The sequence below is a fragment of the Actinomyces oris genome (genome assembly GCF_006546825.1).
Classification (GTDB): domain Bacteria; phylum Actinomycetota; class Actinomycetes; order Actinomycetales; family Actinomycetaceae; genus Actinomyces; species Actinomyces oris.
Window position 1 is genome coordinate 106,005 of record NZ_VICC01000006.1, and the last position, 26,247, is coordinate 132,251.

Consider the following 26,247-nt stretch of genomic DNA (forward strand, 5'->3'; position numbering starts at 1 on the left):
GGGAGCACAGACCAGTGGTGGTGCTGGTGGCCTGCGTGAGAAGAGTCGCCGTCGCTGAACAGCCTGGCGTCATCGCGTCTGTCTGATCTCATACGGCGACCCCATCATCGTACGTCGCCTGGTGGTGCCATCCCTGCGCCTCCGCGGCTGACATAGGTCGCACTCTAGTAACGGTGCGAGGTGCATCCACCTCATCCGCCGTACCTTGGGAGAAGCGTCCCTTCCTTCTCCCTACACCTCCAACCCACTCACCAACCCACCGGCGTCGGTGTCGAGGGCGTGGGCGATGCGGAGGATGTTGTGGAGGCTGAGGTTGCGTTGGCCGCGTTCGACCTGGCCGATGTACGACCAGTGCAGGGTGGTGCGCTCGGCCAGCTTCTCCTGCGACAGGCCCAGTTGCTCGCGGCGGGCGCGCACACGCCGGCCGAACTCACCAGTGGCTGGTGAGAGCGGCGGCTTGCGGTCGGTGGGCACGGCTCCATCTCAACCGGCCGAAGACTCCCAATCCAGAGACTATGTATTTCAGGACGATGTATCCTGTGTCTGTCCGTGGCGGTCGAGTAGGTGAGGAGGTGAGCCTGATGGACGGTGGCGAGTGACCATTCGCAGAGATCCTCTACCCCTCTCGGAAGGATGCTGCTGCCTCAGGCTGCTTGGTCTGGGGCAGCTCCTCGTTCAGTGTCCAGGTGAAGGCAACGCCGGAGCCTGGCATGAGCCAACCAGCCGACTCGAGGGCGATGACCTTGCCTGGGACGGCTTCTGGCGATCGGACGATGCGGGCCGCTGGTGCCGTGGCCACGGTGCCGTTGACACGCATATCACCTATACTGGTGTCGGTGTAGTCCAAGTGCAGCGACCAGCCTCGGGTTGGTTGTCTGACGGCGAAGTACAACCGGTGGCTCCACTGTGGGGTGATGGTGCGGAAAACCTGGCGGATACGGACTGGCTCACCGCTCCTGGCTTCTTCGTCCAGGTCGACGCTGTAGGTCTGGCCGGTAGCACGGGTACTGCGGCGGATCGGCTGTGGCCGGCCATCGACGGCCAGCTCCAGCAGCTCGTACGCCTCCCGACGGCGAGCGTCCATGCCAGGGCGCGGTGCCATGAACCACGTGGAAGTGGCTGGCACGTCCTGGCGCAGCTCGTTGTACTCAGCCTGGTCAGACACGCACGCAAAGCGCCGGGTAGCACTGCTGGGCACGGTGGTGTACTCCCACTCCACGGTGACGTCCAGCAGAGGAGTACCTGCGGTACTCCTCTCTACTGCAGTAGAGAGCCGAACGCGCACCGCCACGTCGTACCACCGCTCAGCGGCGCGGATGGCTTGGTCTCGGATGTCGCGTTAGATCTCACGGGCGAATTGCTCATCGCCCAGGCGCAGGGCCATCACGTTGGCGGCGATGTCGTCCAGCAGCTCCGGCGTGGCCACACGCTTCAAGTCCTCGGGATGGATGGCGAAGCCCTCCACCACCGCATCGCGCATCGCCGGAGCCTCCTCACGGATGATCTGGCGGAAGCGTGCAAGCGTGTGCGCTTCCTGGTCTCTCCGGAAGGTGTACTCGAAGAACGTCGATAGCAGCCCCGCACCAAACAGCGTGCCGCCCAGCTCACCCAGCGGCAGGGCATGTAGCCACTGCCAACTTCCCAGCTGCAGCGGAGTCAGCCAAGCGTTGAGCATCATGAGGAGGATGCCTGCCAGAGTGAAGGAGACGGCCAGAAGGGAAGCCTTAGTTTTGCGGAGGCGGTGGTGGAGGGAAGGGGGATGATCGTTGGACATGTATGGACTTATTATAGCAAACTTGCCATATATAATCTAAGTGATACCAAACTAGATCGCGTCTTCATCATGGTGCTCATTTGCCCCTTAGAGAGTGGGCTAGAATCGCCCCATGTGGAATCCGGCGCGTGAACTCCTCGCCATGATCGACTCATGGGACAGCAGCAACTCGCTCATCATCGGCCGAGGAGAACCCGCGAACGATGACTCATCGGTAGTTTTTTGGGAGACTCAGGCGACCGCCGTCCGCTTGCTTCTTGAGGTCGAAGAGTTCCTGCGGGATGACGGTTCCTACGAGGAAGACGCAGGCACTCTTGTCGAGCTTTGGCTGGAGTTATTCCCGCCGCGACAAGATTGGTGCTCATCCGGAGGATTCCCTCGAGCCTCGCGGGGGACACGGAGCGCTTTGCGACAGATCGCTCGCCGCATGGACAGTGAGAGCACACAGTTCGTCGATTTGAGCCCCGACGCCCTGGGCGAACTACGGCAGGCGCTTGAGGAGCTGTTACGCACGATCCAACACCTGCCCAACCTTCAGCCAGCGGGTCGCGATAGGCTTGTTCTCCTGATTCAGCGCGCATTGCGGATCATCGAAGAGGAGCCTGATCGACCTGACAAAATTCAAGCGGTTACCTGCGAAGTTGCCGGCGCTACTCTTCCCGTCGTGAGTGTCGCGCCCGAGGAAAAACGCAGAGGAATCTTGGATAAAATTATGCATATTGCAGGCATGTGGGCCATGAATGTAACTGCTGGTGCAGCAGGGAACTTGCTGGCAGCCGGCGCTGCGCTATGTTTACCTCAAATTCAGTCTTAGAATGGTTTGATGAATTCAAGATACGTACAAGTCAATAGTACTGGGCGATGTTAGCTGTCTGTGGGATCGCTTGCCCGGCGATTTCTCACTTGATGCGCTAGAGCAGATAACGATGGGGCGCATTTTTAGCATGACGAAGCAAGCAGCCGAACAATGCGCCGACCCTGAGGTGTGTTACTATCTCGAAACCACTGCTCGTGCACTAGACGTCGTCAAAGGTGTTAGGAACGACGTTCTCCATGCGCGCCCAGCCACGATGTCGCCAGGTGAGAAACAGCGGCTCTATCGATTAGGTGCTAACGGACGGCGCTTTTGGGTCGACGATGAGTGGCTCGATAGAAAGATGGAAGAAGTCGATCAGGCGATCAAGGATGTGAATGCTGCGCAGCCACCGTTTACCGGGTGAGGCCCGTAATGCGACCCGCCCCCTTAAAGAAGGGCAGCAACGGCCATGCCAGCAGTTGCTAACACAAGCGCTATTGTGGCAGCAACCAGACACCAACTAGAAACTAGCATCCTGTTTGCAATCTTTATTTCCTGAGCTTCTCGTTGCTCGAGAAGCCAAAGATTAAGAACCTCCTTTGCTCCCCACACCACGTGCTTTCCGCCTACCGTTCGAAGAACATTCTCGATCCTACGTAGGTCGTCTTCGGATGGCACTTTGGTGTCGAACTTGGGTGTTGTGATGCGGTTACTTTTCTTGAACATGCGTGAATTCCTTCCAATTATAGACGCAGTGATCGCTATAATAGTCCTATTCTTCCCGCCAATTGCGCTTAACAAGCTTCTCGGGCATGGTCGATGGCCTAAACAGCTTGGAATTGCTCGCTTCTGCAAACCAGCCAATCCAGCGATCAACAAACTCTTGCGAATCTGCGCGGTCAAGTTGCTCGAGGGGCCAAGCAAGTTGCGTGGTGCCAAACACTCCCTCGAACGCGATCGAGATCTCCTCTGGCTGTGCGGCGTATGGCACCATTCGTTGATGGTTACGCCAATCCATAAACGCAAGCTCAAACCACTCAAACCGTCCCTCATGCAGTGCATCGCAGTACCACAGGGAATGTGAGCGGCCAGGATGTTCATTCTGACTTGATGTTTGCAACAGCTCGATACTGGCACAAGCGATCACCTCAAATGGCCCGTTCCATCGCTCCGGCTGGATTATTCGCGAGCCCACAAACTCGAGACGCGCCGCGGCCAACGTCACGCTTGAGATCGTGATCTTGTCACCAAGATTCGTCTGCTCGTCCCGTTGCTCAGTCTTTGCGAGAGGTGCGTTATCGACGATCGTGTTCTGTACCGTCGCGCGGAGATGCTCAAATGATCGGCATGCACCTTGGAACAGTTCTTTGCGCCGTTCCAACAACGTCTTGCGCTGCTCATCTTCGGCGAACGCTTGCGAACGCAGTGCCGAATACTGTTGCGAGACTTGCTGTAGCTGTTGTACGCCAGGACTTGCAGGAGCGTCTGCGGCGTGGGCGAGTTGCTGCAGAACCCAATCGGCGGTGGGGCGTGCTCCAGCCGCTTTGTAAAGACACTGTTCGACCATGACCTGTAGTCGTGGGGCCTCGATGCTCAAATCCGGCGCAGTGGTGTGAAGGTGCTGCTCTCGTAGCGCTTCGGTGGTCTGTCCCTGGAACGGCAGGTGGCCTTCCAGCAGTTCATAGGCCGTGACTCCGAAGGCATACATGTCGGTGGCTGAGGTTGCCCGTTCACTCTGCCACTGCTCTGGAGCCGCGTACAGCGCGGTGAAGCTATGCTTACGCGTCACAGCAGATGTTGAGGCGTCTCGATAGCGGGCGATGCCAAAGTCGCATAGCTGCCAGACGCCGTCCGTGTAGAGCACATTCTCTGGCTTCAGGTCACGATGAACCAGGCCTGCTTGTCCAATCTCATTCAGCCCATGCGCAACATCGGAGAGGATGGTGAACTTTTCCTCGAGGCACAGATCATTGTCCGTAATATACTGGCGGAGAGAATATTCAGCACGCGGCATGATCAGGACGTACATGCCGTCATCTTCACCGCTGTCCAGCACGGGCACCACATGGGGCAAGTTCGTTGAGGCTCCGATCAGGAGCTCGCGCTGAGCGCCAGGCTTGATCGAGACGAACTTCGCCACTGCGCGCTCGACGCCGTCCCTCCACGCCTCTCGCACCGATCCATACCCGCCAGCACCGAGCTCGTCGCCAACTTCCCACGCATGCTGCTCAAGCTTCACCGTCACCATGGCTGAATGTTACCTGAACAGCGATTGACGGCTCCACACAGGTACTGCATGTGTCGCACAATACCTACCAGATGGTGGAACGTATCGGTTTGCGGCTGTGTGTTAACTACTACCCCTGGTCATCGAAAGGCGCGCCCATGGGCAGCAACTATGTGACATCGGGGGACTGGGGTCGCACTTGAGCGTGTCAGTGCGGATAGCGAAACATCCGACATTACTGATTCTATGGTCAGTTAAGGAATTGCGCAGTGTTTGCGAAGACTGTGGTTAGATTGGCCGCGAACTCCAGTGCCGTCTTGGCTGTTTTCTGCGCTTGCTTCCATCGGCCAGCATTTGCATCCGATTCCAGATGGTCTGCTAGAGACTGCGCTTCCTCCACTTTCTCTCTCCACTGGGGGTCTGCTTGCAATGATCGGCAATCCTGACGAAGAGCATCAATGAGCCTAAAGATGTCCTGACTATTCAATCCCATGTTCATCTGAGTTTGCATAGCACCACGTCCGGCTATCTGGATGTTTCCAGTTGGATTATTAACTATCTGGACATCTCCATTGATGATACTAGCGCCAGAAGACAGTTTTTGCCACTGTTGTTCGCTAAGATAAACCTTTGTTGGCGGACGCTTGAATACATCCCAGGATAAGAACTGGAGAAACCAGCCTATTCTGTCCGGATCGTAAGCTTTGAAAAATAATTGCCTGTCGAGCAAATCCTTGAGGATAACGTATCTTTGCGAAGTATTGTAGCCTTTAGATTTCCAGAATCCGGATAGTTTGACTATGGTATGTTTTTGTTGTGACGCGATATAAACGGCTTCAATTAGTTCACTCTGAACGCTGCGCTTTAGATCGTCTGGAAGCCTACCTAGATTTTCTCGCCTTTTTCCCCACAGATAAGAGAATACTGTGAGCAGTAGAAATGAGACCAGAACACAAATGACTCCAATTATAGCAATCCAGACGACCTTGTTCATTACAGGAATCGTAGAAATTTTTGGGAGATCGATGTTCACAGTTTACTCCTCTGATGTAATACTCTAGAATGACCCCGTTGATCAGATGAACAACGACACGGGAACCTGGGTGCTTGGTGACATTATCATTGTGGCGGAACTATTCTTGTGAATCTAGTGAATGCTCCTGTCGGACGAGGTCTCATCGTTAAAGGAGTTCCGCACCGAGTCGAAACCCACAATCATGACTGTAGTCGTCATCACGTTGAGTTTCTATCAGTTTGCTCAGTTGGTCTGTCACTGCGATTCGAGGACTAGTGACGTCCCCTAGTTTAATGACAGCCAAGAAAGCACCTGTTTGACTATCGACCAAAGCGTCTTACCGGCTATGCCTAGGAACTGAACAACAAACGGGTACGTAGTAGCCGTGGCTTTAACGAGCGCTAACAAGAACAGGAGTTCCAACCATAGTTTCCGTCGTGTCGTAGGATAGAGTTTGAGGGCCCATCTTGGCAGAATTTCTGAGTGGATGTCTTTAAGGATGTAGGTGCGATTCTTGCCGTTAAAGATTGCGGCATCAAATGTTCTCCATTTCGCTCGGCGTATAACTCGCTTTTTCAATTTGATTCGCTTGTTTGGGTCAGGTTCAGTCTCATCTATTTTTGTCAGTTCGTCGTCAATGAGCTCGTGATAGTTGTCGGCTAGTCGCATGCGTGCTTCTTCGAATGCATCCGCTCTAAAGTATCCAATTCTCACAATTTGGATGAATGTATGGAATACTGCGTTCAACCCGAAAAGCATTGCGGCGATATACAGTACAATCGAGTAATGATTTCTTCCCGCTACTGCCAGAGTACACGCCGTGATAACAAACATAATAGTCGCTGTGGCGACCGCTTTGCGTACTCTAAATAGTGCTTGAGACAGAACGAGGTGCTCTTCACCAACCACCAAGAAACCAAGCAGCAGAGGTAATCCGAGGGTGCTGACGGATGATAAACTAATCCCGTGGTCGGATTCCTGTGCCTTAAGTATATTGACAGTGAGAGCATATATGCTACATATTAGCAAACCTAATGTCGGGACCAAAAATCGTGACCGTCTACTACTCATACTAAGGCGTACTTGCCAAGAGGTTGAGGCTCCCTTGTCTCCACTTGCTGACATGGCTTCACTGCCAACGGGCCAGGTTGCGGGTAAGCCACAATCGCGTAGATCAACATTCCTCCGGTTATAGAGGACTTCCAATTTCGGAGTTGTTTCATTCAGATTGATCAGTGATCCTTTATCGCTCTTTTGCCTGAGCTTGTCATCATGTTTCACGTAACCGTAGTGTGTTGACCAGTATTTTGACGGATTATTTTCAATTGATGACCGATAAATCGGAAAGTTATTCTCGCCTGAGAATATTGCTATGCTATCCACGACCATACCCTTGGGACAGATAATTCGAGCGTGAGTTCCTTCGTCCTCAAGGCCAAATTGTGGCAGGTCGAGCATATACTCTGTCCCAGTAAACAGATTTGACATTTGCCATATCTTTCGATGTGAGTTGTCTCCTCCTTTGAGGCGATCATGTCGAGTGAGTGTAATGGTTTCGACAGTGTTGCAAACTGTTTTTCTGTACCGAGTAGTGGTAGTGGAGTTTGATTCATCCTCACAACAGGGTATTGCCACAAATAAGGGAAACGTGCTTAGTGATCGGATATATGATTGAGCAAGATTAGAAAGTAATTTAGAACCAGGTTGTGCAACTATTTTTTTGTGGATCTCGGTCGGAAGTTGTAATGCTATAGATAGCTGGAGACGGGTTGGATCTATATTACTTTCGAACTCATGTTTCTGCATAGATTCTACGAGCCAGTCAAGCAACTTGGGTACCCATAGTCTGGCTTCATTAAAGTCTACCTCGTATTCTGAAATGCCATGCAGAAGGCGCCCGACGAGGATTGCTGCGCCAAGGATACTGTTCTCATGCCGACGAGCAATGGTGATATGGTGGCTTCCGGTACTAGATGCACTGGCATTAAGTGTAGGCGTTTTAGCGAAGAATTTTATGCAAGGGAGATAACATATCCTACCGACTTGATCGTAGCGTAGACGAATTTGATTAACTGTGGAGTAATCAATATCCATAGCTAGAGAGCGTTTCGCTGTCCTTTCGCTTTCAAATTCGATGGTCTCAATTTGGCGACGTATCCACGACCTTTGCTCGTAGAGGTAGTGATAGTAAAGGCAAGATTTTATGGTATCCTTACCTTCTCCTAGAAGGTCGGAGGTAAGTATCTGCAAAGAAATAGAGTCCATTGGTTGTGCTGCAATTCTCGCAAACTTGCTCGTGGATCCAGAAATCGTTTTGTTTGTTGTTTTAGAATGATAAAACAATAGCGCCCCTTCGAATGCGAGTTTAGGGGCGCTAATGAAGGAGAGGCTTCCTTGGCGAGGGTTCTAACTTTCTAGTGGAGTCACCTCTTCGGATTGAGACTCATCGTTGTCGTCAATCGCGTCAAGCATTCTTTGTATCCGGTCATGGTATCCCGGATCATTCATTTCTTTCAGCACCTGACGATGATCGTCTAGTAATGCTGGTGATATGGGGTACACGGATGGCACGTTGACAACCAAGTCTGAGCTACTATTTGAAAGCCCATATGCCACATCGTGGGCTACTCGTCCTATAGCCCAATAGCGATTAGGTTCGGTTGCTTTCCGATATTTCTCTAACTTTCGTGCTGTTCTACGCTCGCGAGCCTCGGTAAAAAGTGACATAACTTTTGATCCCGTTATTCGTGAAGCTAGTGCTCCAATAGTGTGTTTTAGGCGTTCACGCAAAGTGTACGTACTTACTTCTTGGCTCGAAGGATGTGTTTCGCCAGTGGAGCCAAACTGGCTTGATTGTTGAGGAAATCGTTCACACATAACCCATCTATCATACCATAGATTGGCTATGTGTGCTTAACGATTAATCAACTCGACCGATAAATTAAGGTGCGGGTAACACCTTCATCCCCCAACGCCGTGGAGCGGTATTTATGTCGTCCTGCCAAATCACTCTGCAATCGATGCTTTTGCGACGATGATCAAATGGCAGCGACTGCGGCCTTGTAGTGCAGGCTGACGTGGATATAGTAGGCATTCGGCGGAAGCGGAGTATGGCGGTCAAGAGCCTCCAGTAGGCAAGCAGTGCCCCTGTCTGGCGTGTGGTGACCTTGGTGCTCATATCCTTCCGCCTTTGCGCTACTGCTGATGGATGGTGCCCCGATGCGGCGTAGCGTTCAACGCCGTTCTGCCGCGGCTATGTGTGAACCTTGGGGGTGATGCAGACAATATACCGCTGTGGATCGGTAGAAACAGTAGGCCACACTGAGTCTGTGACATTATCAGACGGAAGGGGTTGGTGATGTCGCAACTTCGCAGGTCATCGGCAGTTTTGAGGTACTTCGCGTTGTAGGAGTGCACAACCGATTGTCACGCAATGGTAACGATGAAGATGGGGTGCAACCTCGTGAATGCTCTCCTCACCACTCCCACCCAAACCCGCCGAACAGCCCGCCATGGACGTCGCGCTGGGTGAGGGTGGCGCGTTGCTGGGCGTCCAGGCTGGTGCGGTTGTACTGGTTGGCTGCCTGGGGGCGGGCAAAGGGGCTAGCCCCGGTGAACTGCCAGATGCTGGACGGCACCTCCCCAATGAAGCGCACCTGGATGGTGGCCAGCAGTGAGCGAGCGTGGAAGGCCCGGCTGGCCAAGGAGATCGGCGTGGTCGGCTCCTCGCCCGGCAACGGCTCGGCCCGGAAGGCGAGGTCGTAGCGCGTCGCGTCGTGCATCGGGGTGCGCCTACCGCTTGCGGGGTCGATGTGCCAGAAGTGGTCATTCCACCCCGCCCCTTCGACAGGGCGGCTGTTGACACTGAACTCCCCGCCCGGCTGCGCCGTGACATGAGCGGGGTAGGAGCGCGAGATCGTGACGAAGTCCAGCTCGCCGGCCATGTTGGCCAGCCGGTAGTGCTCCACCGTGCCCCGCCACTGACGCTGCTCCACCACGATGAGCGTGGTGGTCTCCTCATAGACAATCCCACCGTGCATCTCCGGCACATCCAGCACCAGCGGTGCCTGAGCATAGCGCCCAGCCACCAGACGGCTGTGCAGCAGGCGCAGCCCGACCTCTTCCCGCGAAGCGATCGTCTCCATGCTGCACCCCAAGCGGCTCGCCATTGCCCGCCGCCGCTCCAGCAAGCTACCGCTCCCGGCTGTCTCAGGGCTGAGCGCAAAGGCCGCCAGCAGCACACCCACCAGCGGCTCATCCTGCTCACTCCCGCTCTCACTCAGGCTGTGGATGGCCGAGACGAAGCGATGGCGTAGCCGCTCGAAGGAGTCCTCCAGGCTGCCCCGGAGCACCTCATCGACGATCGGGGCGTGCACCAGCCGCGCCGCCGTGAAGCCACCGCGCTTACGCAGCCACGCCAGCTCACGCCGCAAGGACGCCGCGTCATCGGCATCAAGACGAGCGCGGGACATGAGCGAGCCTCCTAGAGGGGAGTACGGGCAGAGCTGGTGCGGGGATAGGCAGAGGTGAAGTCGTTGGGGCAGGGCAGCGACGAGGCGACCGACGTGCCAGTACCGGTGCTGGTAAGACGCCTGCTGCGACGGGCCAGTCGTGCGTGGCGACTCGGGTGTCGGGGACGGGCCGCAAGCCAGCCTAGACCGAGCGGTCGGGACAAACCAGGAGATATAGCGGGGAAGTCATTGAGCGGCAGCGCGCCGTCTGTCCCTGCCTTGGCCGACTGGCTTTTCGCAGCCGTGGTTGTGCTGCCGACCGCAGTGGGGGATGGGCAGTGCTGCTCATGTGCGCCAGTGGTGGACGCCTGAGCGGAGCCCGCTTTTCCAACTTTCTTCCAACTTTGACGGCACTGCTGCGCGGCCTGCCTACCGTTCTAACCAACGCCACAAGCCCGGAACAAGACCGGCAGAAAACGCCGGCCTGGCGCGGCTCGTGGCGGGTAGTACGGCCCGCTCTCCCCAGAGCGGCAGCACGGGCCGTCAACGCGAGATGACCAGCCCGGCTGGTCGTCTTTCTCTCTTCTCTTCTCTTCTCTTCTCGAAAGGACTCTTCTCATGGCTTCTACCAATCTCAGTCTCTTCTCGCCCCAGCGCACCCGGATGGGGGTGGTACTGGGCAATGGCCAGGCCCGGGTGACCCGGCGGGAGATCGAGCAGGTCGCCGCCCAGGCAGAGGTAGCCGCCCAGGCCGAGCAGGCCCGGGCCTTCCTGACCTCCCAGGTACTGACCAATATCGCCACGCTGGTGACCCAGGCTGAGGCCCAGACCCGCATCGCCCCCGGCGGTGCCCAGTTCTACGAAGCGATCATCACGGGGTATGCCCTGGGGGCTGGGCAGCGGATCGGGCAACTGTAGCCAAAGGCAGCGCGACGTCTCCTCACGCTCTTCTCGTCGTTTCCTTCTCTTCTTCTCTCATCTCTTCTCATCTTCGGAGGTTTCATCATGACGGTAATAGTCGGGATCCTGGCCCTCATTGGCCTGGCGGTGGTGGGTGCAATCGGCTGGGCGTTCGCCCACGGGGTGCGCGATGGCCTGGCAACGTGGCGGGAGGTGCCACCGGGCGGAGCGAGTCGGCCGGTGCCCGTCGGTGAGCCGCCGCTCTCGCTGTCTGCCGCGCTGCCGAGCAGCTACCAGGCCGGTCAGCTCGCCGGTGAGGTAGCAGCCAGCTGGCGCTCCGCACACCAGGCGGCCAGAGTGGCTGGAGCAGGCGTTCCGGCCAGCTCGTCCTGGGCAGCCGCCTTGGCCCTGGGCAGTGAGCTGAGCCAGCAGCGCCAGGAGGCAGGCCGGGCCATGCAGGCAGCAATGGCCCAGGTGCTGCAGGACAACGAGCAGGCAGTGCGGGAGGCAGCGGCGTCTACCTCCACCGACAGAGCTCACGGCACCGACGGCAGTGACAACCATGACGGTGCGTCTCCTGGCGCGGTGCCGGATGGATCGGACGGTGACGGCAACAGTGGTCAGCCGGTGGCTGGAACGGCTCCTCCTACCTGGCCGGCTCACGCGTCCTCGCGTCGTCCGCCGCGGCCGCGTCCCAGGCGGTGCACACAGCAGCGACCGACTCGGTCGGACGGGCGGCAGCCGTGAGCGTCTGCATCCCTGTATGGCGCTGCGTCGACGACCCGCTGACCGTGCGGATGTCGTCGCAATCGGCTCCATTCCTTACCCACATGCCACGTCATTTTCGCTCGCTTGTTGCAAAAACTACAGCACCGACTTTCGTGGCCACTAAATGGCGCGTGTGTCCATTTTGTTTCCTGGGGTGGCACCACAGAAACAGCTCAAGAACAGCACGTGTCGCGTCGCTTCGTAATCTGAATTGGGAGGTCTTGCAACACGCGAGTGTTCGTGGAATGTATGGGATAAGGGCGACTTGCTGCCGATGCGCGAAATAGCCGACAGCGGGTTTGCCCGAAGTAAATAGCACGTAAGGAACAAAAAAGGAGGGACACTATGCAGCAGACGAAACAGACAAGACGAGCGGGCGCTGGGGGAGCGGCACCACGGCAGGGTGCGGTGGCCAGGCAGGTGGGATCACTGGCAGGTCAGAACGGTGGCGCGCTGCGACCTAGCGACGCGGTGAGTGCTAGAGCTGCCACCAGCGCTGCGGTGCTCAGCCAAGACAGCGCAGACAAAGCAGCTGGTAGCGGCAGAAAAGCCAGCGTGCCGACTGGGGGCGCAAGCTCATCACCCACCATCCCTGGCCTGCCGCCTGGTGGCTTTGCCACCATCCTGGTCGATCCGCCCTGGCCGCTCCAGAGCGGTGAGAAGCACTACCGGACGATGAGCCTGGCGCGGATCACGGCGTTGCCGGTGGGTCAACTGGCGGCCCGTGATGCCCACTTGTGGCTGTGGACGACGAATGCTTTGCTGCCGAGGGCGTATGAGGTGGCTGAGGCCTGGGGCTTTACGGTGCGTAGCCCGCTGACCTGGGTGAAGTTCCGCCTCGGTTTGGGTGGCCGCTACCAGTTGCGCAATGCCACCGAGCAATTGCTGTTCTGCACCCGGGGGAAGGCGCCCTTGGGGTCGCGCTCTCAGCCGACCTGGTTTAACGCTCCCGTTACCGAGCACTCGCGCAAGCCGGCTGAGCAGTTCGCCATTATCGAGCGGGTCAGCCCTGGGCCGTACCTGGAGCTGTTTGCCCGCCGACGGCCAGAGTCGAACCAGCCCTGGGCGGTGTGGGGCGACCAAGTGGACTCAGATATCCGCATCCCCGGCTTTGCCGTGCCGCGGTATAGCGAGCGGGCGCAGGAGAACGAGGAGGCCCTGCGATGAGTCGGCCGTGGCAAGACAAGTACCCAATTCGCAGTCTGCGAGGAGATGGTGATGATGAGCGATTCGAGGCGTTCGCTTGCTGGCAGCCTGCTGCGATGCGGCGTCGGCCTGCTCCTGATCGCGATGGGGCTGAGGTGGATCGTCGCCATCGTGCAAAGCAGCTGGCCCTGGCTCGTCGGGCTGCTCGCCGTGAGCGCCGCCGCCTGGCTGGCAGTGCGCTGGTGGCAGGGCCGACGGGAGTGGTGAGGGAGCCCGGCACTGGCCACCACTGCACTCAGGCTGCCAGCGATGGCCGGCGACGGAGCGGGCGGCGGTCTCGCTCCCCAAGGAGGCACTCATGATGGCCCCGCACCCTGCTGGTCGGCCTGGTTCGTCGCGCCGGGTGCGTTTGGTGCCGGTGCGGCAGAGCAGCATGGATCATCGGGCGGTGGCCCGGATCGTGCTAGCACTGGCGCGGCAGATGGCGGTAGAGGCGGATGAGGCGGCGCAGTCGGCAGCGGTTGACGAGGTGGTTTCCTCAGGTGCTGAGGTCTGCGCGAAGCGTGAGCCTGGCAGCAGCGATGGGTTGGCTGCCGCAAGTGACGCGGCGGCTCCATGGGCTGGCGTTCATAGCGGCCAGAGTGCCCGCGGTGGCACCTCGGTGGGGCGCTGTGCTGCAAACGAGCCCGTGTCGGCAGGTCGGTGTGCTCGCCAGCGTCATTACGGTGCTCACTACTTGGCTCATGGCACCCCTTCCACGACGTCCCATGCCGTGACGGATCGTGCCGGTGCGGCTGAGTCCGGTGAGGTCGCCGCTCCGTCCACGTCGGGAGGTGCTCCGTGATGGCCCGCCCCGCTCGCCCCTTGGTGTGGCACCAGCTGCGGTTTGCCCTGCCGCTGCCGACAGAGACGGCGGTGGGTCTGGTGGAGCGCATCCTGGCGGATAGCTCGCTTGGGCGGGTGGTGCTGGAGCTGCGGGCCGCGGGTGGGCAGGCGGTCTGGGCGGTGGGCTCGAGCGCGGGTGAGCGGCTGGTCTCGGTGGTGCGTGAGCTGGTGCCGGGCTGCCGGGTGTCGCGTGGGGTCTCGCGGCGGGCGGTGGATCAGGCGGTGGTGGTGTCGGCCTGGCCGGTCGGGATGGGGCTGGCGACGGAACGGCTGGTGGCGGTGGTGCGGGCTGTCCTGGCCGCGCTAGCGGTGACGGCTGAGGGTGAGGAGCTGGTGGTTCAGCTGCAGCTGGGGCGGCGTTTCTCGCCAGAGGCGCTGGGGCGGGTGGAGCCGCAGGGCTGGCTGGAGCTGCTCGGCCTCGTACCGATTCCGTCTCTTAGTGGTGAGCGGGGTCGGCGAATGCGGGCGCAGGTGGGTCGGCATCGGGCAGCAGTCTGTCTGCGCTTGGGGGTGCGGGCCGCCTCGCCGCTGCGGCAGCGGGTGCTGCTGCAGGGGCTGCTGGGGGCGCTGCGCCTGGTGGAGGGGCCGGGGGTGCGGCTGCGCGCTCGCACGGAGCACCCCGCCAAGCTCAACGGGGTGCGGCGGCCGTGGCGGGCAGGGTTGGAGCTGGGTGCAGGAGAGATTGTGGCGATGGCGGGTTGGCCGGTGGGGGATGGGGCGCTGCCGGCGACGCCGTCGGCTCAGCCGCGGGTGCTGCCGCTGCCTCAGGCGCGTGAGACGCAGCGGGCGTTTGCCACGGGGGTGGCGGATCAGGCGGGTGAGCGCCTTGGTATCTCGATTGGTGATGCGCTCTATCACACGGTGCTGCTCGGGCCGACGGGGGCTGGTAAGTCCACCGCCTTGGCGCATCTGGCGTTGGCGGATATTCACGCTGGTCGGGGTGTGCTGCTGATCGATCCGAAGACGGATCTGGTGGCGGACATCTTGGCGCGGATCCCTGAGCAGCGACGCGATGACGTGGTGGTGATCGACCCGACCAGTAGCCGCCCGGTGGGGATCAACCCGCTGGCCCGAGCGCAGGCAGCGCGCAGCGGTGCGTTGTCGTCATCGGTGGTGGGAGGTGGTGTGCTAGGTGGTGGTGCGTCGCCGGAGCTGGTGGCGGATACGGTGCTGGCGACGTTGAAGGGGGTGTTTGCTGAATCCTGGGGTGTGCGGGTCGAGCAGGTGCTCTCCGCAGCGCTGGTGACGCTCGCCCGCACGCCCGGGGCGACGTTGGTCGATCTGCCCCTCTTGCTGACCAACGCGGCGTACCGTCAGCGGCTCATTGCGGCCTCGGGCGCGGATCCGCTGGGGATGGGCCAGTTCTGGGCGGCCTATGAGGCGCTCAGTGAGGCGCAGCGTCAGCAGTGGGTTGGGCCGGTGCTGACGCGGCTGCAGCCTTTCCTCATCCGCCCGCACCTGCGGGCCACGCTGGGTCAGGCCGCGCCGTCGTTCGATCTGGGGGAGGTGTTCACGCGGCGGCGGATTGTGCTGGTCAGTCTCAACAAGGGGGTGCTGGGGGCGGAGTCGGCTCGGCTGCTTGGGTCGCTGCTGGTCGGCCAGCTCTGGCCACTCATCCTGGCCCGAGCAGCGGTGGAACCATCGCGGCGGCATGTGGTCAGTGTCTTCATTGATGAGGTGCAGGACTACCTGTCGCTGCCGGGCAGCCTGGCCGATGCCCTGGCCCAGGCCCGGTCACTGGGCGCGGCGTTTCATCTGGCGCATCAGTACCGCGGGCAGCTGCCCCCAGCGCTCAAGGCGGGGATCGATGCCAATGCGCGCAACAAGATCATCTTCTCCCTGAGTGCGGCGGACGCGGCCGAGCTGGCCCGTCAGGCGATTGGCCTGGAGGCGGCCGACTTCCAGCTGCTGCCGCGCTTTGGCGTCTACGCCCGCACCCTGCACCACGGGCGGGAGAACCCCTGGTGCCACGCCACCACCCTGCCACCGACCCCACCGGTGCAGGACGCCCTGGCACTGCGCGCCGCCAGCCAGGCGCGCTACGGCCAAGACGCCGCGCAGGTTGAGGCCGCCTTGCTCGCGCGGATCAGGCAGCACGGCGAGATGACCGGTGATGACGTGGCTCAGATGGCAGCGGACGACGCGACGGGTGAGCGCGGGGGAGAAGCCACGAATGAAGGCGCTGGGCCAGCGAATGGCGTACCTGGCTCGACGGCTGATGTGGTGTTCGGCCGCCGGCCAGATAGGCGGGATGGAGGAACAGCATGACGGGCGGAGGAATTGAGCGTGTCCTCCGCAGCGCGTTGGTGGCGCTGACGGGCTGTCACTCGCGCGGAAGTGCTACTCCAGGAGCCACCGGCTGCCCGCGGGGAGGTTATCGCCTGAGTCATGGACGTAGTTGCACGCGCTGTCTGGCCGCCCTCCCTCCTCCGGAACGCTGTAAGGGTCGACACTCCCCGAGTATCGACCGCTTGCGCTGGGCTGAAAACCGCTCATTGCGATCGGTTTTCACACTCCTGCGGATTGAGGGACGGCCCGTCAGCGCTGCCGCCAAGAACAGCGCCGGCCCATGCCCAGCGGGGCTTTTAGCCTGCGAAGTCCAGCAGCCATACATCGCCCCTTGCCTTACCCCTGCGCTTGTCTCCACCACTGGCTTGCCAAGACGCGTCGGGGGACGAATCGCTCGACGCATCGCTGCAGCGAGCAGGCAGGGGCTATCGGCGCTGTGGTGCGGCACCGGCGCGGTTACGGGAGGCGACTGATGGCCCCTTCTGGCCATCCCATCACCACTGGCAACGGCCCCAGCCTCACAGCACAACCCCTGGCTCGCAGCAGCGGCTCGATCAACCACATGACGATCAGACAGGAGGAAACAGCGATGAACACAGCGATATCGACATCGGAATACGCGAGCGTCGGGACAGGCACTGGTCTGGCAGTGCCGACGCCTGCGACGACGCCAACGACGATGAAGGGAGCAGCGACGACAGAGGCCGAAGCAAGGCGGCCGGTTCCCACGCGGATTGGCCGTGCCCAGCTGCAGGCGATTGCCGAGCGCCTCGATGTCACCGATCGCGAGCTGCTGGCGCTGCTGGCGGCCCATCGCTATGCCACGACGCGCCAGCTTGCGCAGATCACTGAGCTGTCGGGGCAGTACGGTTCGGCCCGTTCGGCGCTGCGCCAGACCAGCCGGCGGCTGCGACGCCAGCACGGGCTGGGGCTGGTTGCTCACCTGGCACGGCGGATCGGTGGCACGCGGGCCGGCTCAGCCGGGTACGTCTGGTACCTGACAGCAGCGGGGCAGCGCCTGACGGGCGAGGGTCGCGGGGCGCGGCGACGCTTTCAGGAGCCGTCGCCCTTGTTCCTGGCTCATACGCTGGCGATCACGCAGGCGCGGGTGGTCATCGAGCAGGCCATCCACGCCGTCGGCGGGCACCTGGCCCGGTTGCGTACCGAGCCGGCCTGCTGGCGCTCCTGGCTGCGGCTCGGTGGGGCGCTGGGCTGGCTCAAGCCGGATCTGGAAGCAATCACGGCAACGGATACCGGCGCAGAGGATCACTGGCTGCTTGAGGTCGACCTAGACACCGAGCATCCGGCACGGCTGCTGGCCAAGTGCCACGACTACCAGGCTCACCTGGCCAGCGGCATCTTCCAGGCCCAGCACGGCTACTACCCGCAGGTGGTCTGGCTGCTGACCAACCCCACCCGGGCCGGCCGCCTGGCCGAGCAGATCGCCGCCGACCAGACGTTGACCCCGGGGTTGTTCAAGATCACCGCCGCGCCCGAGCAGCTCGCCACCTTAATTCAGGAGGGGCCCTAGGACGCCGAAAGCAGCGCCGTTATCTACTTGGCTATTTCTCGGTCTGCCTCGTTCTCGGCAAGGAGAACCTACCAGCGACGAAGTTGGCGAACTGTGCTGAAAGCGGCGGAATGGCGGGGCAAGCTGGCGACTAGGGGAGTGTTGGGCGGGAATGTTAGAGATACAGGAAACCAGACTGGACTTTTCCGCCCATCTGAGCGTCAATAGAAAGAGGAGAAACGCCAAACCAGTGAAATAGCAATATATGACGAGAGGAGGACACCGATGACAACACAGACAACAACGAACGCACGAGATGAGCACCCGGCCGTGCTGGAGGCGGTACCGGCCACCGCACGAGGCGACGGTGGTGCGGACGCTGGGCCGATCGCCATCTTCTACGGCGCGGCTCACTACCCCTTCGAGCTGGCCCGGCAACGGGAGCTGGTGGAGGACTATGCCGAAGCAACTGGCCTCAACCTGGTCACCGAGTTCCACGACCGACAGCAGTGCCAGGACGGGCTGAGCATGCTACTGGACGCCTGCCAGCGTGGTGGGGTCGAGTACGTCATCACGGCAGACTGGCCCACCCCCAACCTCACCACCACCGAAGCAGACGCGGTCATTGAGCAGCTCGCCCAAGCCGGTACCCACCTGGTCTGCCTCAACGGCTGGCAGCCGGGCGACGGCACCCCACCAGCCTGGTGGGATGACGAAGAAGGCGTGTGGATGCGCCAGCTCGACGCACTCAGAGAGGAAGAGCATAGGCAGCGCGAGCAGAGCAGTGAACCCACCGAAACCACCAAGGAGGTGCACCATGCCTGACGCACTCGCCCCCGATCCCTTCACCGCCATGGCCGCCCAGCTCACTCCCAAGCGGGCCGTCTCATACATCCGCGTCTCTACTCGGGAGCAGGCCCAGCGTGGTGGTAGTGAGGAGGGCTTCTCCCTGCCGGCCCAGCGGGAGGCCAACAAGCGTAAGGCCCAGTCGATGGGGGCGCTGGTGGTTAAGGAGTTCGCCGACCGGGGCGAGTCGGCTCGTAGTGCGAACCGCCCTGAGCTGCAGAAGATGCTGGCCTACCTCAAAGAAGACGGTGGGATCGACTACGTCATCGTCCATAAGCTTGACCGCTTAGCCAGAAACCGCGCCGATGACGTGGAGATCAACCGCGCCTTCGAGCAAGCCGGCGTCCGGCTGGTTTCCACCAGCGAGAACATCGACCAGACGCCTGGCGGCATGCTCTTGCACGGCATCATGTCCTCCATCGCCGAGTTCTACTCCCGTAACCTGGCCAATGAGGTCATCAAGGGGATGGGCGAGAAAGCCAGGAATGGCGGGACGCTGGGCAAGGCGCCACTGGGGTATGTGAACGTCCGTGCCAGGGATGAGAACGGCCGAGAAGTCCGCACCATCGCCCTGGATGAGGAGCGGGCACCGCTCATACGCCTCGCCTTCACGGAGTATGCGACGGGGCAGTGGACGACGAAGAGGCTCGCTGCGCACCTGCACGATCGCGGGCTGACGACCGTGCCGACGGCCCGTAAACCGGCCAAGGCGGTGACGGGTGCCCAGCTGCATCGCATGCTGCGCCACCCCTACTACAAGGGCGTCATCTCCTTCCAAGGCGTGGAGTACGCCGGGGCGCATGAGCCCTTGGTGGACGAAGAAACCTGGAGCCAGGTACAGGCCGTGCTCGACTCCCATCGCTTCGGCGAGCGCGAGCGTCAACACAACCACCACCTTAAGACGACGGTGTACTGCAGCCTGTGCGGGGCCCGCTTGCTGGTGCAGAACACGCGCAACAGCAAAGGCGACCTCTACCCCTACTTCATCTGCGCCAGGCGCCAGCGAACCCACGACTGCGCCTTCCGCGCCGTTCTGATCGACGTCGTCGAAGAGCGCATGAGTGACCTCTACCGGACGATCCAACTCAGCAGCCAGGATCGCCAGCTGGTGGAGCAGTATGTGCGGGAGGAGCTACGGCACCTTGAGCGCGACAAAGACCGGACAATCCGCTCCCTAACGACACGGCGGACGAACATCGAGGACAAGCGCCGCCGCTTGATGCACGCCCACTACGAAGGAGCCGTCCCCCTGGAGCTGCTCCGGGAGGAACAGACCCAGCTCACGAGCGAGCTCGACCATATTGAGCGCCAACTGGCCGCCTACCAGGCCGACATAACCGAGGTGCGGCAGCGCCTCACTCAGGCCCTTGACCTCCTCGAGGACTGCCACCGCCTCTACACCGCCGCGCCTGCCCACCTAAAGAAGCTGCTCAACCAGGTGTTCTTCGAGCGGGTGCTGGTCAATCCGGCGGTGGATGAGGAGGGCCGAGTCATCCTGCCGGACGATGGAACGAATGATGGCAGAGGCAAGACCATGACCGACATAGCAGCTGGCGACTGCCCGATAGGGGAGAGTGACGACGGGCCATTGCAGCGGGCTGCAGCACCGCGCCTGCTGGCCGACGCAAGTAGCGACGCCAGCCTGGCAGCCGACCTCCGGCGGCCCTTCGACTGGCTGACCAGCCGCCGGATGCACAATGTCGCACGACAGCACCGTGCGACCTTGTTGCAAGACAACACCCAGGAAAACCGGGACAACCAAGTGGACTGCCCGGTCACCAACACCGTCTGCAACGACGAAGCGCTCACCAGTGGTGGTGAGCGCTTCGCATCTTCATCAACTAACCCAGACCGTGTTACTCATGACCTAGGTTTGGGTAAGGCTATCGTGGTACCCCCACTGGGATTCGAACCCAGGACCTTGTGTTTATCAGACACGATACGAGGTATAAGCTCGCTGCTCTAACCGCTGAGCTATGGGGGCGCGGCCACGACATCGACGGCGTCGAGGAGGCCGACGCCGCCGGCACCGGAGGGGGCCAGCAGCGCGGAAGTAGGTTACCCCAGATGACGGCCGCATCGGTCGTTTTCCCCACTGTGTTCCGTCAGGTAAGCCCACACGCAGGCACCACGCTTCGTTGCCCCCTGACATCTCAGGAACCGCCGGCCCTACCGCTAGCCTGGTCGCATGAGTCACACTCCTGCACCCGCATCTCCCGAGGCCGGACACGGACCTTCGCCTAGCACCCCGGAAGGCCACCTGACCGTCGGCGACGTCGTCGCCCTCGTAGAGGCCGCCGCACCTCCCGGCCTGGCCGCCTCATGGGACTCCAACGGACTCATCTGCGGCGACCCCGCCGAGCCGGTGCGCAGCATCCTGCTGGCCGTCGACCCGGTGGCAGCCGTCGTCGACGAGGCCATCGACGCCGGCGTCGACATGGTCATCACCCACCACCCCCTCTACCTGCGCGGAACCGAGCACGTCGCGGCCACCGACCCCAAGGGCCGCACCGTCCACCGCCTCATCCGCGCCGGCATCGCGCTCCTCAACGCCCACACCAGCCTCGACGCCGCCCACGGGGGAGTGGCCGACGCCCTGGCCGAGCGTGTCGGACTCGTCTCCACCGTCCCCCTCGAGCCCGACCCCGCCTCCCCGGATCAGGGCATTGGGCGGGTCGGCACGCTCCCAGAGCCCGTCACTCTGCGCCGGCTCGCCACCGACGTCGCCGCAGCCCTGCCCGACTCCGCCCCCGGCCTCCTCGTGGGCGGGGATCTGGACGCCGTCGTCGAGCGAATCGCCGTCTCAGGTGGGGCGGGTGACTCTCTCCTGCAACGGGCTCGAGAGGTCGGAGCCGATGTGTTCCTCACCGCCGACCTGCGCCACCACCCCGCCTCCGAGCACCTGGAGGACGGCCGCCCCTATCTCCTGTGCGGGACCCACTGGGCTACCGAGTGGGTCGGCCTTGAGCCCCTGGCCCGCAGGCTCACAGAAGACGCCCACTCCCGGGGAGCCTCACTGGCCGTCCAGGTCTCCCACATTGTCACGGACCCCTGGGCGCTGCGCCTGCCGACCGGATCAGACCGGGCATGAGAGGATTCGCAGGAGCAACCTGCGCACACCTGAAGGAGCACACGCCGTGACCAGCGCCCCCATCGCCCAGCAGCGCCTTCTCATCGACCTCCAGGACCTCGACTCCCGCCTGGCACGGCTGCGTCACGAGCGCAAGCACCTTCCGGTCCTCACCCGCATCGAGTCGGTCATCGAGCGCCTCAAGGTCAACAAGCGCGCAGCCATTCAGGCCGAGGCAGCCCTCGACGAGGCCAAGAAGCAGGCCACCCGCAGCGAGGAAGAGGTCGCTCAGGTGGTGCGCCGCGCCGAGGTGCTGCGCGAGCGCCTCCACTCCGGTACCAGTGCGGCCCGTGACCTCTCCGCCATCCAGGGGGAGATCGACCAGCTCGGCCAACGGCAGTCAGCCTTGGAGGAGGCGCAGATCGTGGCCATGGAGGAGCTCGACTCCGCCCGGCAGGAGGCGGAGCGCCTCAGCCAGGAGGAGTCCGAGATCCGTACGGCCGGGCGGGAGCTCACCGCCAAGCGCGACGCCGAGTTCGCCCGACTCGATGAGGAGATCGAGTCCCTGGAGAACCAGCGGGCGGACCTGGCCGGAACCATCGAGGCACCCCTCCTGGCGGACTACGAGGCCGTGCGCACCTCCACCGGCGGGCTCGGCGCAGTCGCCCTGAGAGGACGTACCGTTGAGGGTGGCGCCGTCGAGATCAGCCCCCAGGAGTTGGCCCGCATCGTGGCCGCCCCTGCCGAGGAAGTCATCCACGCCGAGGAGAACGACGTCATCGTTGTACGCATGGACATCTGACGGCGCGGCCCGTCTGAAGCCGGCCGCCACCGGCTTCAGCGGGTCACCAGGGTGAGAGTCCGACGCCCCTGCCGGTCCGGCTCGCAGACCTCGACGTCGTCGATGCCCTCCAGGCCCCCGGCGATGCTTGCGATGTCGTCCACGTGGACGTGCTCGGGCACGGAGCCGGCGGCAATGGCCCTGAGGAGCTCTCCGGTGAGCAGTCCGCGAGCGTGCTTGGCCATGTGGGAGACCACCTTGCGCGAACCGTCGTCGGCGGTGCGCACCACGCGCACGCTCACCACCTCAATGCCGTCGCGCGCGGACGGCTTCCATGCGGCCGCATAGTCCGCCGACCGGCAGTCCACCACCAGTCCCTGTGCAGCCATGTCAGTGAGCGACGGCGCCAGGTGCGGCTTCCAGAACGCCGGCAGGCGCCCCGGTCCAGGCAGGGACGTGCCCATCGACAGGCGGTGGTCGGGCACCAGGTCAGTGGGGGACAGGATGCCCCACAGCCCCGAGAGAACAACGCAGTGGCGCTCCAGCGCAGCCCGGCCGGCCGCCTCCTTGGCGATCGAGTCGAGCCTGGCGGCCTCGTACAGGACCCCGGTGAACAGCTGATGGGCGGGGACGCAGGGCGAGGTCTCCAGCGTCAGGTTCGTTGCAACTTGCTCGGCGCTACGCGGTCCCAGCCCCAGGACGGAGGCCCCCTCGGCACTCCGGCTCACCTCAGCCAGCGCGGACATCACCTCGCGGCGCGCAGCAGTAAGCCTGTCCGCGTCCAGGAGCGAGTCAAGTTCCAGCGACGGTCCACTGGCAGGAGCGGTCTTTCCCTCAGAGGGAGGAAGCAGGATCAGCACCTGCACATGATAGGCGGCTCCCAGCAGGTCAGGGGCCGACGGCGAGCGAGACTCCGTGCTGATGCCCCACGGCGCTACACTGACCCGTGCGGACGAGCCGACCGGGCGGCCGCGGTACCGGCCACCGCCTTCATAGTGGTGGCGGGCTGAGGAACGTCCGGGCTCCACAGAGCAGGGCGGTGGCTAACGGCCACCCGGGGTGACCCGCGGGACAGTGCCACAGAGAGCAGACCGCCCACCGGATACCGGTGGGTAAGGGTGAAAGGGTGGGGTAAGAGCCCACCAGCGCGGCGGGTGACCGTCGCGGCTCGGTAAACCCCGCCCGGAGCAAGACCGCACAGCTGGCGCTTGAAGGCTGCTCGCCCGAGTCAGCGGGTAGGTCGCATGAGGCCGCTGGCAACAGTGGTCCAAGATGAATGGTCGCCACCGCCCAGGCCGGCAACGGTGGGCGGCAACAGAACCCGGCGTACAGGTCGGCTCGTCCGCCCCATAGAACCTGTTGAAACGGTTGTGGCCCGCCAGGATGATCCTGGCGGGCCACAACCGACACGTGGTCAGAGGCGGGTAGCGCGTTTACTTCGCCGCCACGTAGACCTCATTCTTGTTGTCCACCTGCGAGAAGGCGCTCACCGCGAAGGCGCCCTTCTTCTCATTGGCGGCGGACTCGTCAACGAGGAAGACGAAATCACCCTTCGCCTTACCTCCATCTCGAGGCATGCTCTGGCGGATGAAGAGCGACTGTCCGCCGATAGACAGCTCAGCCTCGGAGGTGTTCCCCTCGTGGGTGAACCCCACCTGGAGCCTGAACTCCTGGAACTGTCCCTCTCCGTGGTAGGTGATCTCAACGGGAACGCGAATGTACACCTTGCCAGCCGGAGGCTCCTTGTAGCTGTACTGGTTCGTGGCGGCCTTCAACGAATCATTGGCGTTCCACTCGACATCGCCGACGGTGACGTCAACCGAGGCGTTCGGGTCGTCGTCGTACTTACCGGCATGCAGCGTGATCGGCCCGGCCTTCGGGTCGAGGGGGTTCTTCTCGCTTGATCCGGGGTCGTTGCTGCCCGGCTTGCTGGTCTTGGAGGACTTCTTCTGATCCGGGCTGTCAGTCTTGTCGGAGTCGCTAGGCTTCTTCTTGGAGTCAGAGTCAGAGTCAGCCTTTTTCTGGCTCTTCGGCTCCGAGGTTGACGTGCTGTCCGCCTTGTCGTCCGAATCGCTGGAATCGCCCTTGAACATGAAGATGCTACCGATCACCAGGGCGACCACGACGACTGCAGCAATACCGGTCCAGAACCACCACTGCTGGGTCAGCGGCTTGGAGCCGTTGCCAGGGCCGGCCGGAGCGGCGGCGTTGGGCTGCCACCCGCCAGCGGGAGGCTGCATGCCTCCGGCGGCCCCCTGGGGCTGGTAGGGCGTGGGCGACTGGGCGTAGTCCATGTTGGCCGCGTAAGGGCTGCCCCCGGTTGCGGGAGCGCCGGCGTAGTCCCCGGAGGGGGCGGAGGCCGACATGCCTGTCGGGTCGGCAACCGGTGAGGCAGTGCTCAACGACGCCGTCGGGGCGGTCGACACCGCCTGGGTCGGAGCCCACGCCGGGTCGGCCTCGGTAGCGGCGCCTGCGGCCGAAGCAGCGGAGGCGGCGGAGTCGTCGACCCAGATCTGCCAGCCTTCTGGAGCCGGTCCCCAGGCCGGGTCGGGCTGCCAGCCTGCAGGCGGTTCGAAGCCCTCGGGTGGCGCGGGCCAGTTCGGCGGTGGATTGAAGCGCAAAGCCATGAGAACCTCCGGGAGGAAATAAACAGGGAGAAACCCGCATGGGTTTCCTGGGCAGAATAGAGATGTCCGCTACTCAAGGACCCTACGTCGTCACCTTATCGTGAGGCAACGTGACCGCGCTCGATCGTCCTGGATGTGGATGGGTAGCGATACCCACTGCCTCAAGGCAGGGTGAGCACCTCGGCGCCGTCCTCGGTCACCACGAGCGTGTGCTCGAACTGGGCAGTACGGGAACGGTCCTTGGTGACCACCGTCCAGCCATCGTCCCACTGCTCCCACTCGATGCCACCGAGTGTGAGCATCGGCTCGATGGTGAACACCATGCCCGTCTCGATGACGTCGTCGTGCAGAGGGGCGGCGTCGTAGTGGGGGATGATGAGGCCGGAGTGGAACGCCTCCCCGACGCCGTGTCCGGTGTAGTCGCGCACCACCCCGTAGTCGAAGCGCTTGGCGTAGGCCTCGATGACGCGGCCGATGACGTTGACCTCGCGCCCCGGCTTGACGGCCTTGATGCCCCGCTCCATCGCGGTGCGGGTACGTTCGATGAGCAGCTCCGTCTCGCGGTCGACCTCGCCGACGGCGTAGGTGGCGTTCGTGTCGCCGTGGACCCCGCCGACGTAGGCGGTGACGTCAAGATTGATGAGGTCTCCCTCGTTCAATCGGGTCGAGTCCGGGATGCCGTGGCAGATGACCTCATTGATCGAGGTGCAGATCGACTTGGGGAAACCCATGTAGCCCAGGCACGAAGGGTAGGCGCCGTGGTCGCACAGGTACTCGTGGGCGATCCGGTCGAGCTCGTCGGTGCTCACCCCCGGGGCGATCGCCTTGGCGGCCTCGGCCAGGGCGCGGGCGGCCAGCCGCCCCGCGACCCTGATCCGCTCGATCGTCTCGGCGTCCTTGATCTCCGAGGCCGTGACGCGCTCGGGGCCGTCGTGGAACATGTATTCGGGGCGTGCGATGGACGCAGGCACATGACGCTCAGGACTGAGCGTCCCGGGAGTCAGCGTGCCACGCGGCGCGCGGTCGGCCAGTGAGGCCGAGGACGCAGGGGAAGCCGAAGAAGTCATGGTCGTAAGCATAGGAGGAGGCATCCGGTTCGCGTGACCTTCCCTCCAGCCTGTGGTTCAAGGCCTCCACCATGACGCTGTGGGTCTTATCACTG

General features: G+C 62.1%; 20 protein-coding genes, 1 tRNA gene, 1 other RNA gene and 2 pseudogenes. 13 read left to right on the forward strand and 11 right to left on the reverse strand.

Features of this window, described 5'->3' with window-relative positions:
- Positions 1 to 231: 231 nt before the first annotated feature.
- Together FK267_RS07975 and FK267_RS07980 are read right to left on the reverse strand one after the other, a co-directional pair.
- On the reverse strand, positions 232 to 474 hold the full coding sequence (locus FK267_RS07975) for a helix-turn-helix domain-containing protein (RefSeq protein ID WP_009233135.1): 243 nt from the start codon (positions 472 to 474) through the stop codon (positions 232 to 234).
- 142 nt (positions 475 to 616) lie between these two features.
- Positions 617 to 1,774, reverse strand: a pseudogene (locus FK267_RS07980) (C2 domain-containing protein).
- Between the two features lie 112 nt (positions 1,775 to 1,886).
- Here FK267_RS07980 and FK267_RS07985 point away from each other — a divergent pair.
- Positions 1,887 to 2,588 (forward strand): hypothetical protein, encoded by a 702-nt coding sequence (locus FK267_RS07985; protein ID WP_141406888.1) that lies wholly within the window; start codon positions 1,887 to 1,889, stop codon positions 2,586 to 2,588.
- A 130-nt stretch (positions 2,589 to 2,718) separates the two neighbouring features.
- Positions 2,719 to 2,994: a hypothetical protein gene (locus FK267_RS07990; protein ID WP_141406889.1), complete on the forward strand. Its 276-nt coding sequence runs from the start codon at positions 2,719 to 2,721 to the stop codon at positions 2,992 to 2,994.
- Positions 2,995 to 3,342: 348 nt separating this feature from the next.
- On the opposite strand, the gene FK267_RS07995 is transcribed toward FK267_RS07990, so the two are convergent.
- The 4 genes from FK267_RS07995 to FK267_RS08010 all read right to left on the reverse strand — a co-directional run bounded on the left by FK267_RS07995 (position 3,343) and on the right by FK267_RS08010 (position 10,284).
- Entirely contained in the window at positions 3,343 to 4,818 is a 1,476-nt protein-coding gene (locus FK267_RS07995) for a serine/threonine-protein kinase (RefSeq protein WP_141406890.1), read from the reverse strand.
- 229 nt (positions 4,819 to 5,047) lie between these two features.
- Positions 5,048 to 5,830, reverse strand: coding sequence for a hypothetical protein (locus FK267_RS08000; protein ID WP_141406891.1), 783 nt, complete (start codon positions 5,828 to 5,830; stop codon positions 5,048 to 5,050).
- A 267-nt stretch (positions 5,831 to 6,097) separates the two neighbouring features.
- A complete protein-coding gene (locus FK267_RS08005; RefSeq protein WP_141406892.1) occupies positions 6,098 to 7,300 on the reverse strand; it encodes a hypothetical protein in 1,203 nt (400 codons plus the stop codon).
- Between the two features lie 1,988 nt (positions 7,301 to 9,288).
- Positions 9,289 to 10,284, reverse strand: a complete 996-nt coding sequence (locus FK267_RS08010) for a hypothetical protein (protein WP_141406893.1) — start codon at positions 10,282 to 10,284, stop codon at positions 9,289 to 9,291.
- A 597-nt stretch (positions 10,285 to 10,881) separates the two neighbouring features.
- Here FK267_RS08010 and FK267_RS08015 point away from each other — a divergent pair.
- The 8 genes and pseudogenes from FK267_RS08015 to FK267_RS13660 all read left to right on the forward strand — a co-directional run.
- A complete protein-coding gene (locus FK267_RS08015; protein WP_009233120.1) occupies positions 10,882 to 11,181 on the forward strand; it encodes a hypothetical protein in 300 nt (99 codons plus the stop codon).
- Between the two features lie 87 nt (positions 11,182 to 11,268).
- Entirely contained in the window at positions 11,269 to 11,910 is a 642-nt protein-coding gene (locus FK267_RS13495; RefSeq protein ID WP_232622572.1) for a hypothetical protein, read from the forward strand.
- Between the two features lie 366 nt (positions 11,911 to 12,276).
- Positions 12,277 to 13,098 (forward strand): MT-A70 family methyltransferase, encoded by an 822-nt coding sequence (locus FK267_RS08030; RefSeq protein WP_232622573.1) that lies wholly within the window; start codon positions 12,277 to 12,279, stop codon positions 13,096 to 13,098.
- 54 nt (positions 13,099 to 13,152) lie between these two features.
- The gene (locus FK267_RS08035) at positions 13,153 to 13,344 is read left to right on the forward strand and encodes a hypothetical protein (protein WP_232622574.1); all 192 of its coding nucleotides are present in this window, start codon (positions 13,153 to 13,155) and stop codon (positions 13,342 to 13,344) included.
- 576 nt (positions 13,345 to 13,920) lie between these two features.
- The gene (locus FK267_RS08040) at positions 13,921 to 16,230 is read left to right on the forward strand and encodes a type IV secretory system conjugative DNA transfer family protein (RefSeq protein WP_198498150.1); all 2,310 of its coding nucleotides are present in this window, start codon (positions 13,921 to 13,923) and stop codon (positions 16,228 to 16,230) included.
- A gap of 583 nt (positions 16,231 to 16,813) precedes the next feature.
- On the forward strand, positions 16,814 to 17,782 hold the full coding sequence (locus FK267_RS08045; RefSeq protein ID WP_232622575.1) for a replication-relaxation family protein: 969 nt from the start codon (positions 16,814 to 16,816) through the stop codon (positions 17,780 to 17,782).
- 264 nt (positions 17,783 to 18,046) lie between these two features.
- Positions 18,047 to 18,586: a recombinase family protein gene (locus FK267_RS08050; RefSeq protein WP_141406895.1), complete on the forward strand. Its 540-nt coding sequence runs from the start codon at positions 18,047 to 18,049 to the stop codon at positions 18,584 to 18,586.
- A 28-nt stretch (positions 18,587 to 18,614) separates the two neighbouring features.
- Positions 18,615 to 19,400: pseudogene (locus FK267_RS13660) on the forward strand (recombinase family protein); the annotation flags it as partial.
- 381 nt (positions 19,401 to 19,781) lie between these two features.
- Here the strand turns inward: FK267_RS13660 and FK267_RS13665 are convergent.
- Positions 19,782 to 19,997, reverse strand: coding sequence for a hypothetical protein (locus FK267_RS13665; protein ID WP_232622576.1), 216 nt, complete (start codon positions 19,995 to 19,997; stop codon positions 19,782 to 19,784).
- A 499-nt stretch (positions 19,998 to 20,496) separates the two neighbouring features.
- Positions 20,497 to 20,591: transfer RNA gene (locus tag FK267_RS08060), tRNA-Ile, on the reverse strand.
- A gap of 204 nt (positions 20,592 to 20,795) precedes the next feature.
- On the opposite strand from FK267_RS08060, the gene FK267_RS08065 reads away from it, so the two are divergent.
- Entirely contained in the window at positions 20,796 to 21,698 is a 903-nt protein-coding gene (locus FK267_RS08065) for a Nif3-like dinuclear metal center hexameric protein (RefSeq protein ID WP_075379027.1), read from the forward strand.
- A 46-nt stretch (positions 21,699 to 21,744) separates the two neighbouring features.
- Complete coding sequence (locus tag FK267_RS08070) at positions 21,745 to 22,479, forward strand: zinc ribbon domain-containing protein (protein ID WP_075379028.1); 735 nt, start codon at positions 21,745 to 21,747, stop codon at positions 22,477 to 22,479.
- A gap of 35 nt (positions 22,480 to 22,514) precedes the next feature.
- On the opposite strand, the gene FK267_RS08075 is transcribed toward FK267_RS08070, so the two are convergent.
- Positions 22,515 to 23,324, reverse strand: coding sequence for a YaaA family protein (locus FK267_RS08075; RefSeq protein ID WP_075379047.1), 810 nt, complete (start codon positions 23,322 to 23,324; stop codon positions 22,515 to 22,517).
- Between the two features lie 87 nt (positions 23,325 to 23,411).
- On the opposite strand from FK267_RS08075, the gene rnpB reads away from it, so the two are divergent.
- Positions 23,412 to 23,803, forward strand: an RNA gene (gene rnpB / locus FK267_RS08080) — RNase P RNA component class A.
- Between the two features lie 88 nt (positions 23,804 to 23,891).
- On the opposite strand, the gene FK267_RS08085 is transcribed toward rnpB, so the two are convergent.
- Both FK267_RS08085 and map read right to left on the reverse strand, forming a co-directional pair.
- Complete coding sequence (locus tag FK267_RS08085; RefSeq protein WP_141406896.1) at positions 23,892 to 25,085, reverse strand: hypothetical protein; 1,194 nt, start codon at positions 25,083 to 25,085, stop codon at positions 23,892 to 23,894.
- 161 nt (positions 25,086 to 25,246) lie between these two features.
- The gene (map, locus tag FK267_RS08090; protein WP_040321058.1) at positions 25,247 to 26,152 is read right to left on the reverse strand and encodes a type I methionyl aminopeptidase; all 906 of its coding nucleotides are present in this window, start codon (positions 26,150 to 26,152) and stop codon (positions 25,247 to 25,249) included.
- Positions 26,153 to 26,247 lie beyond the last annotated feature (95 nt).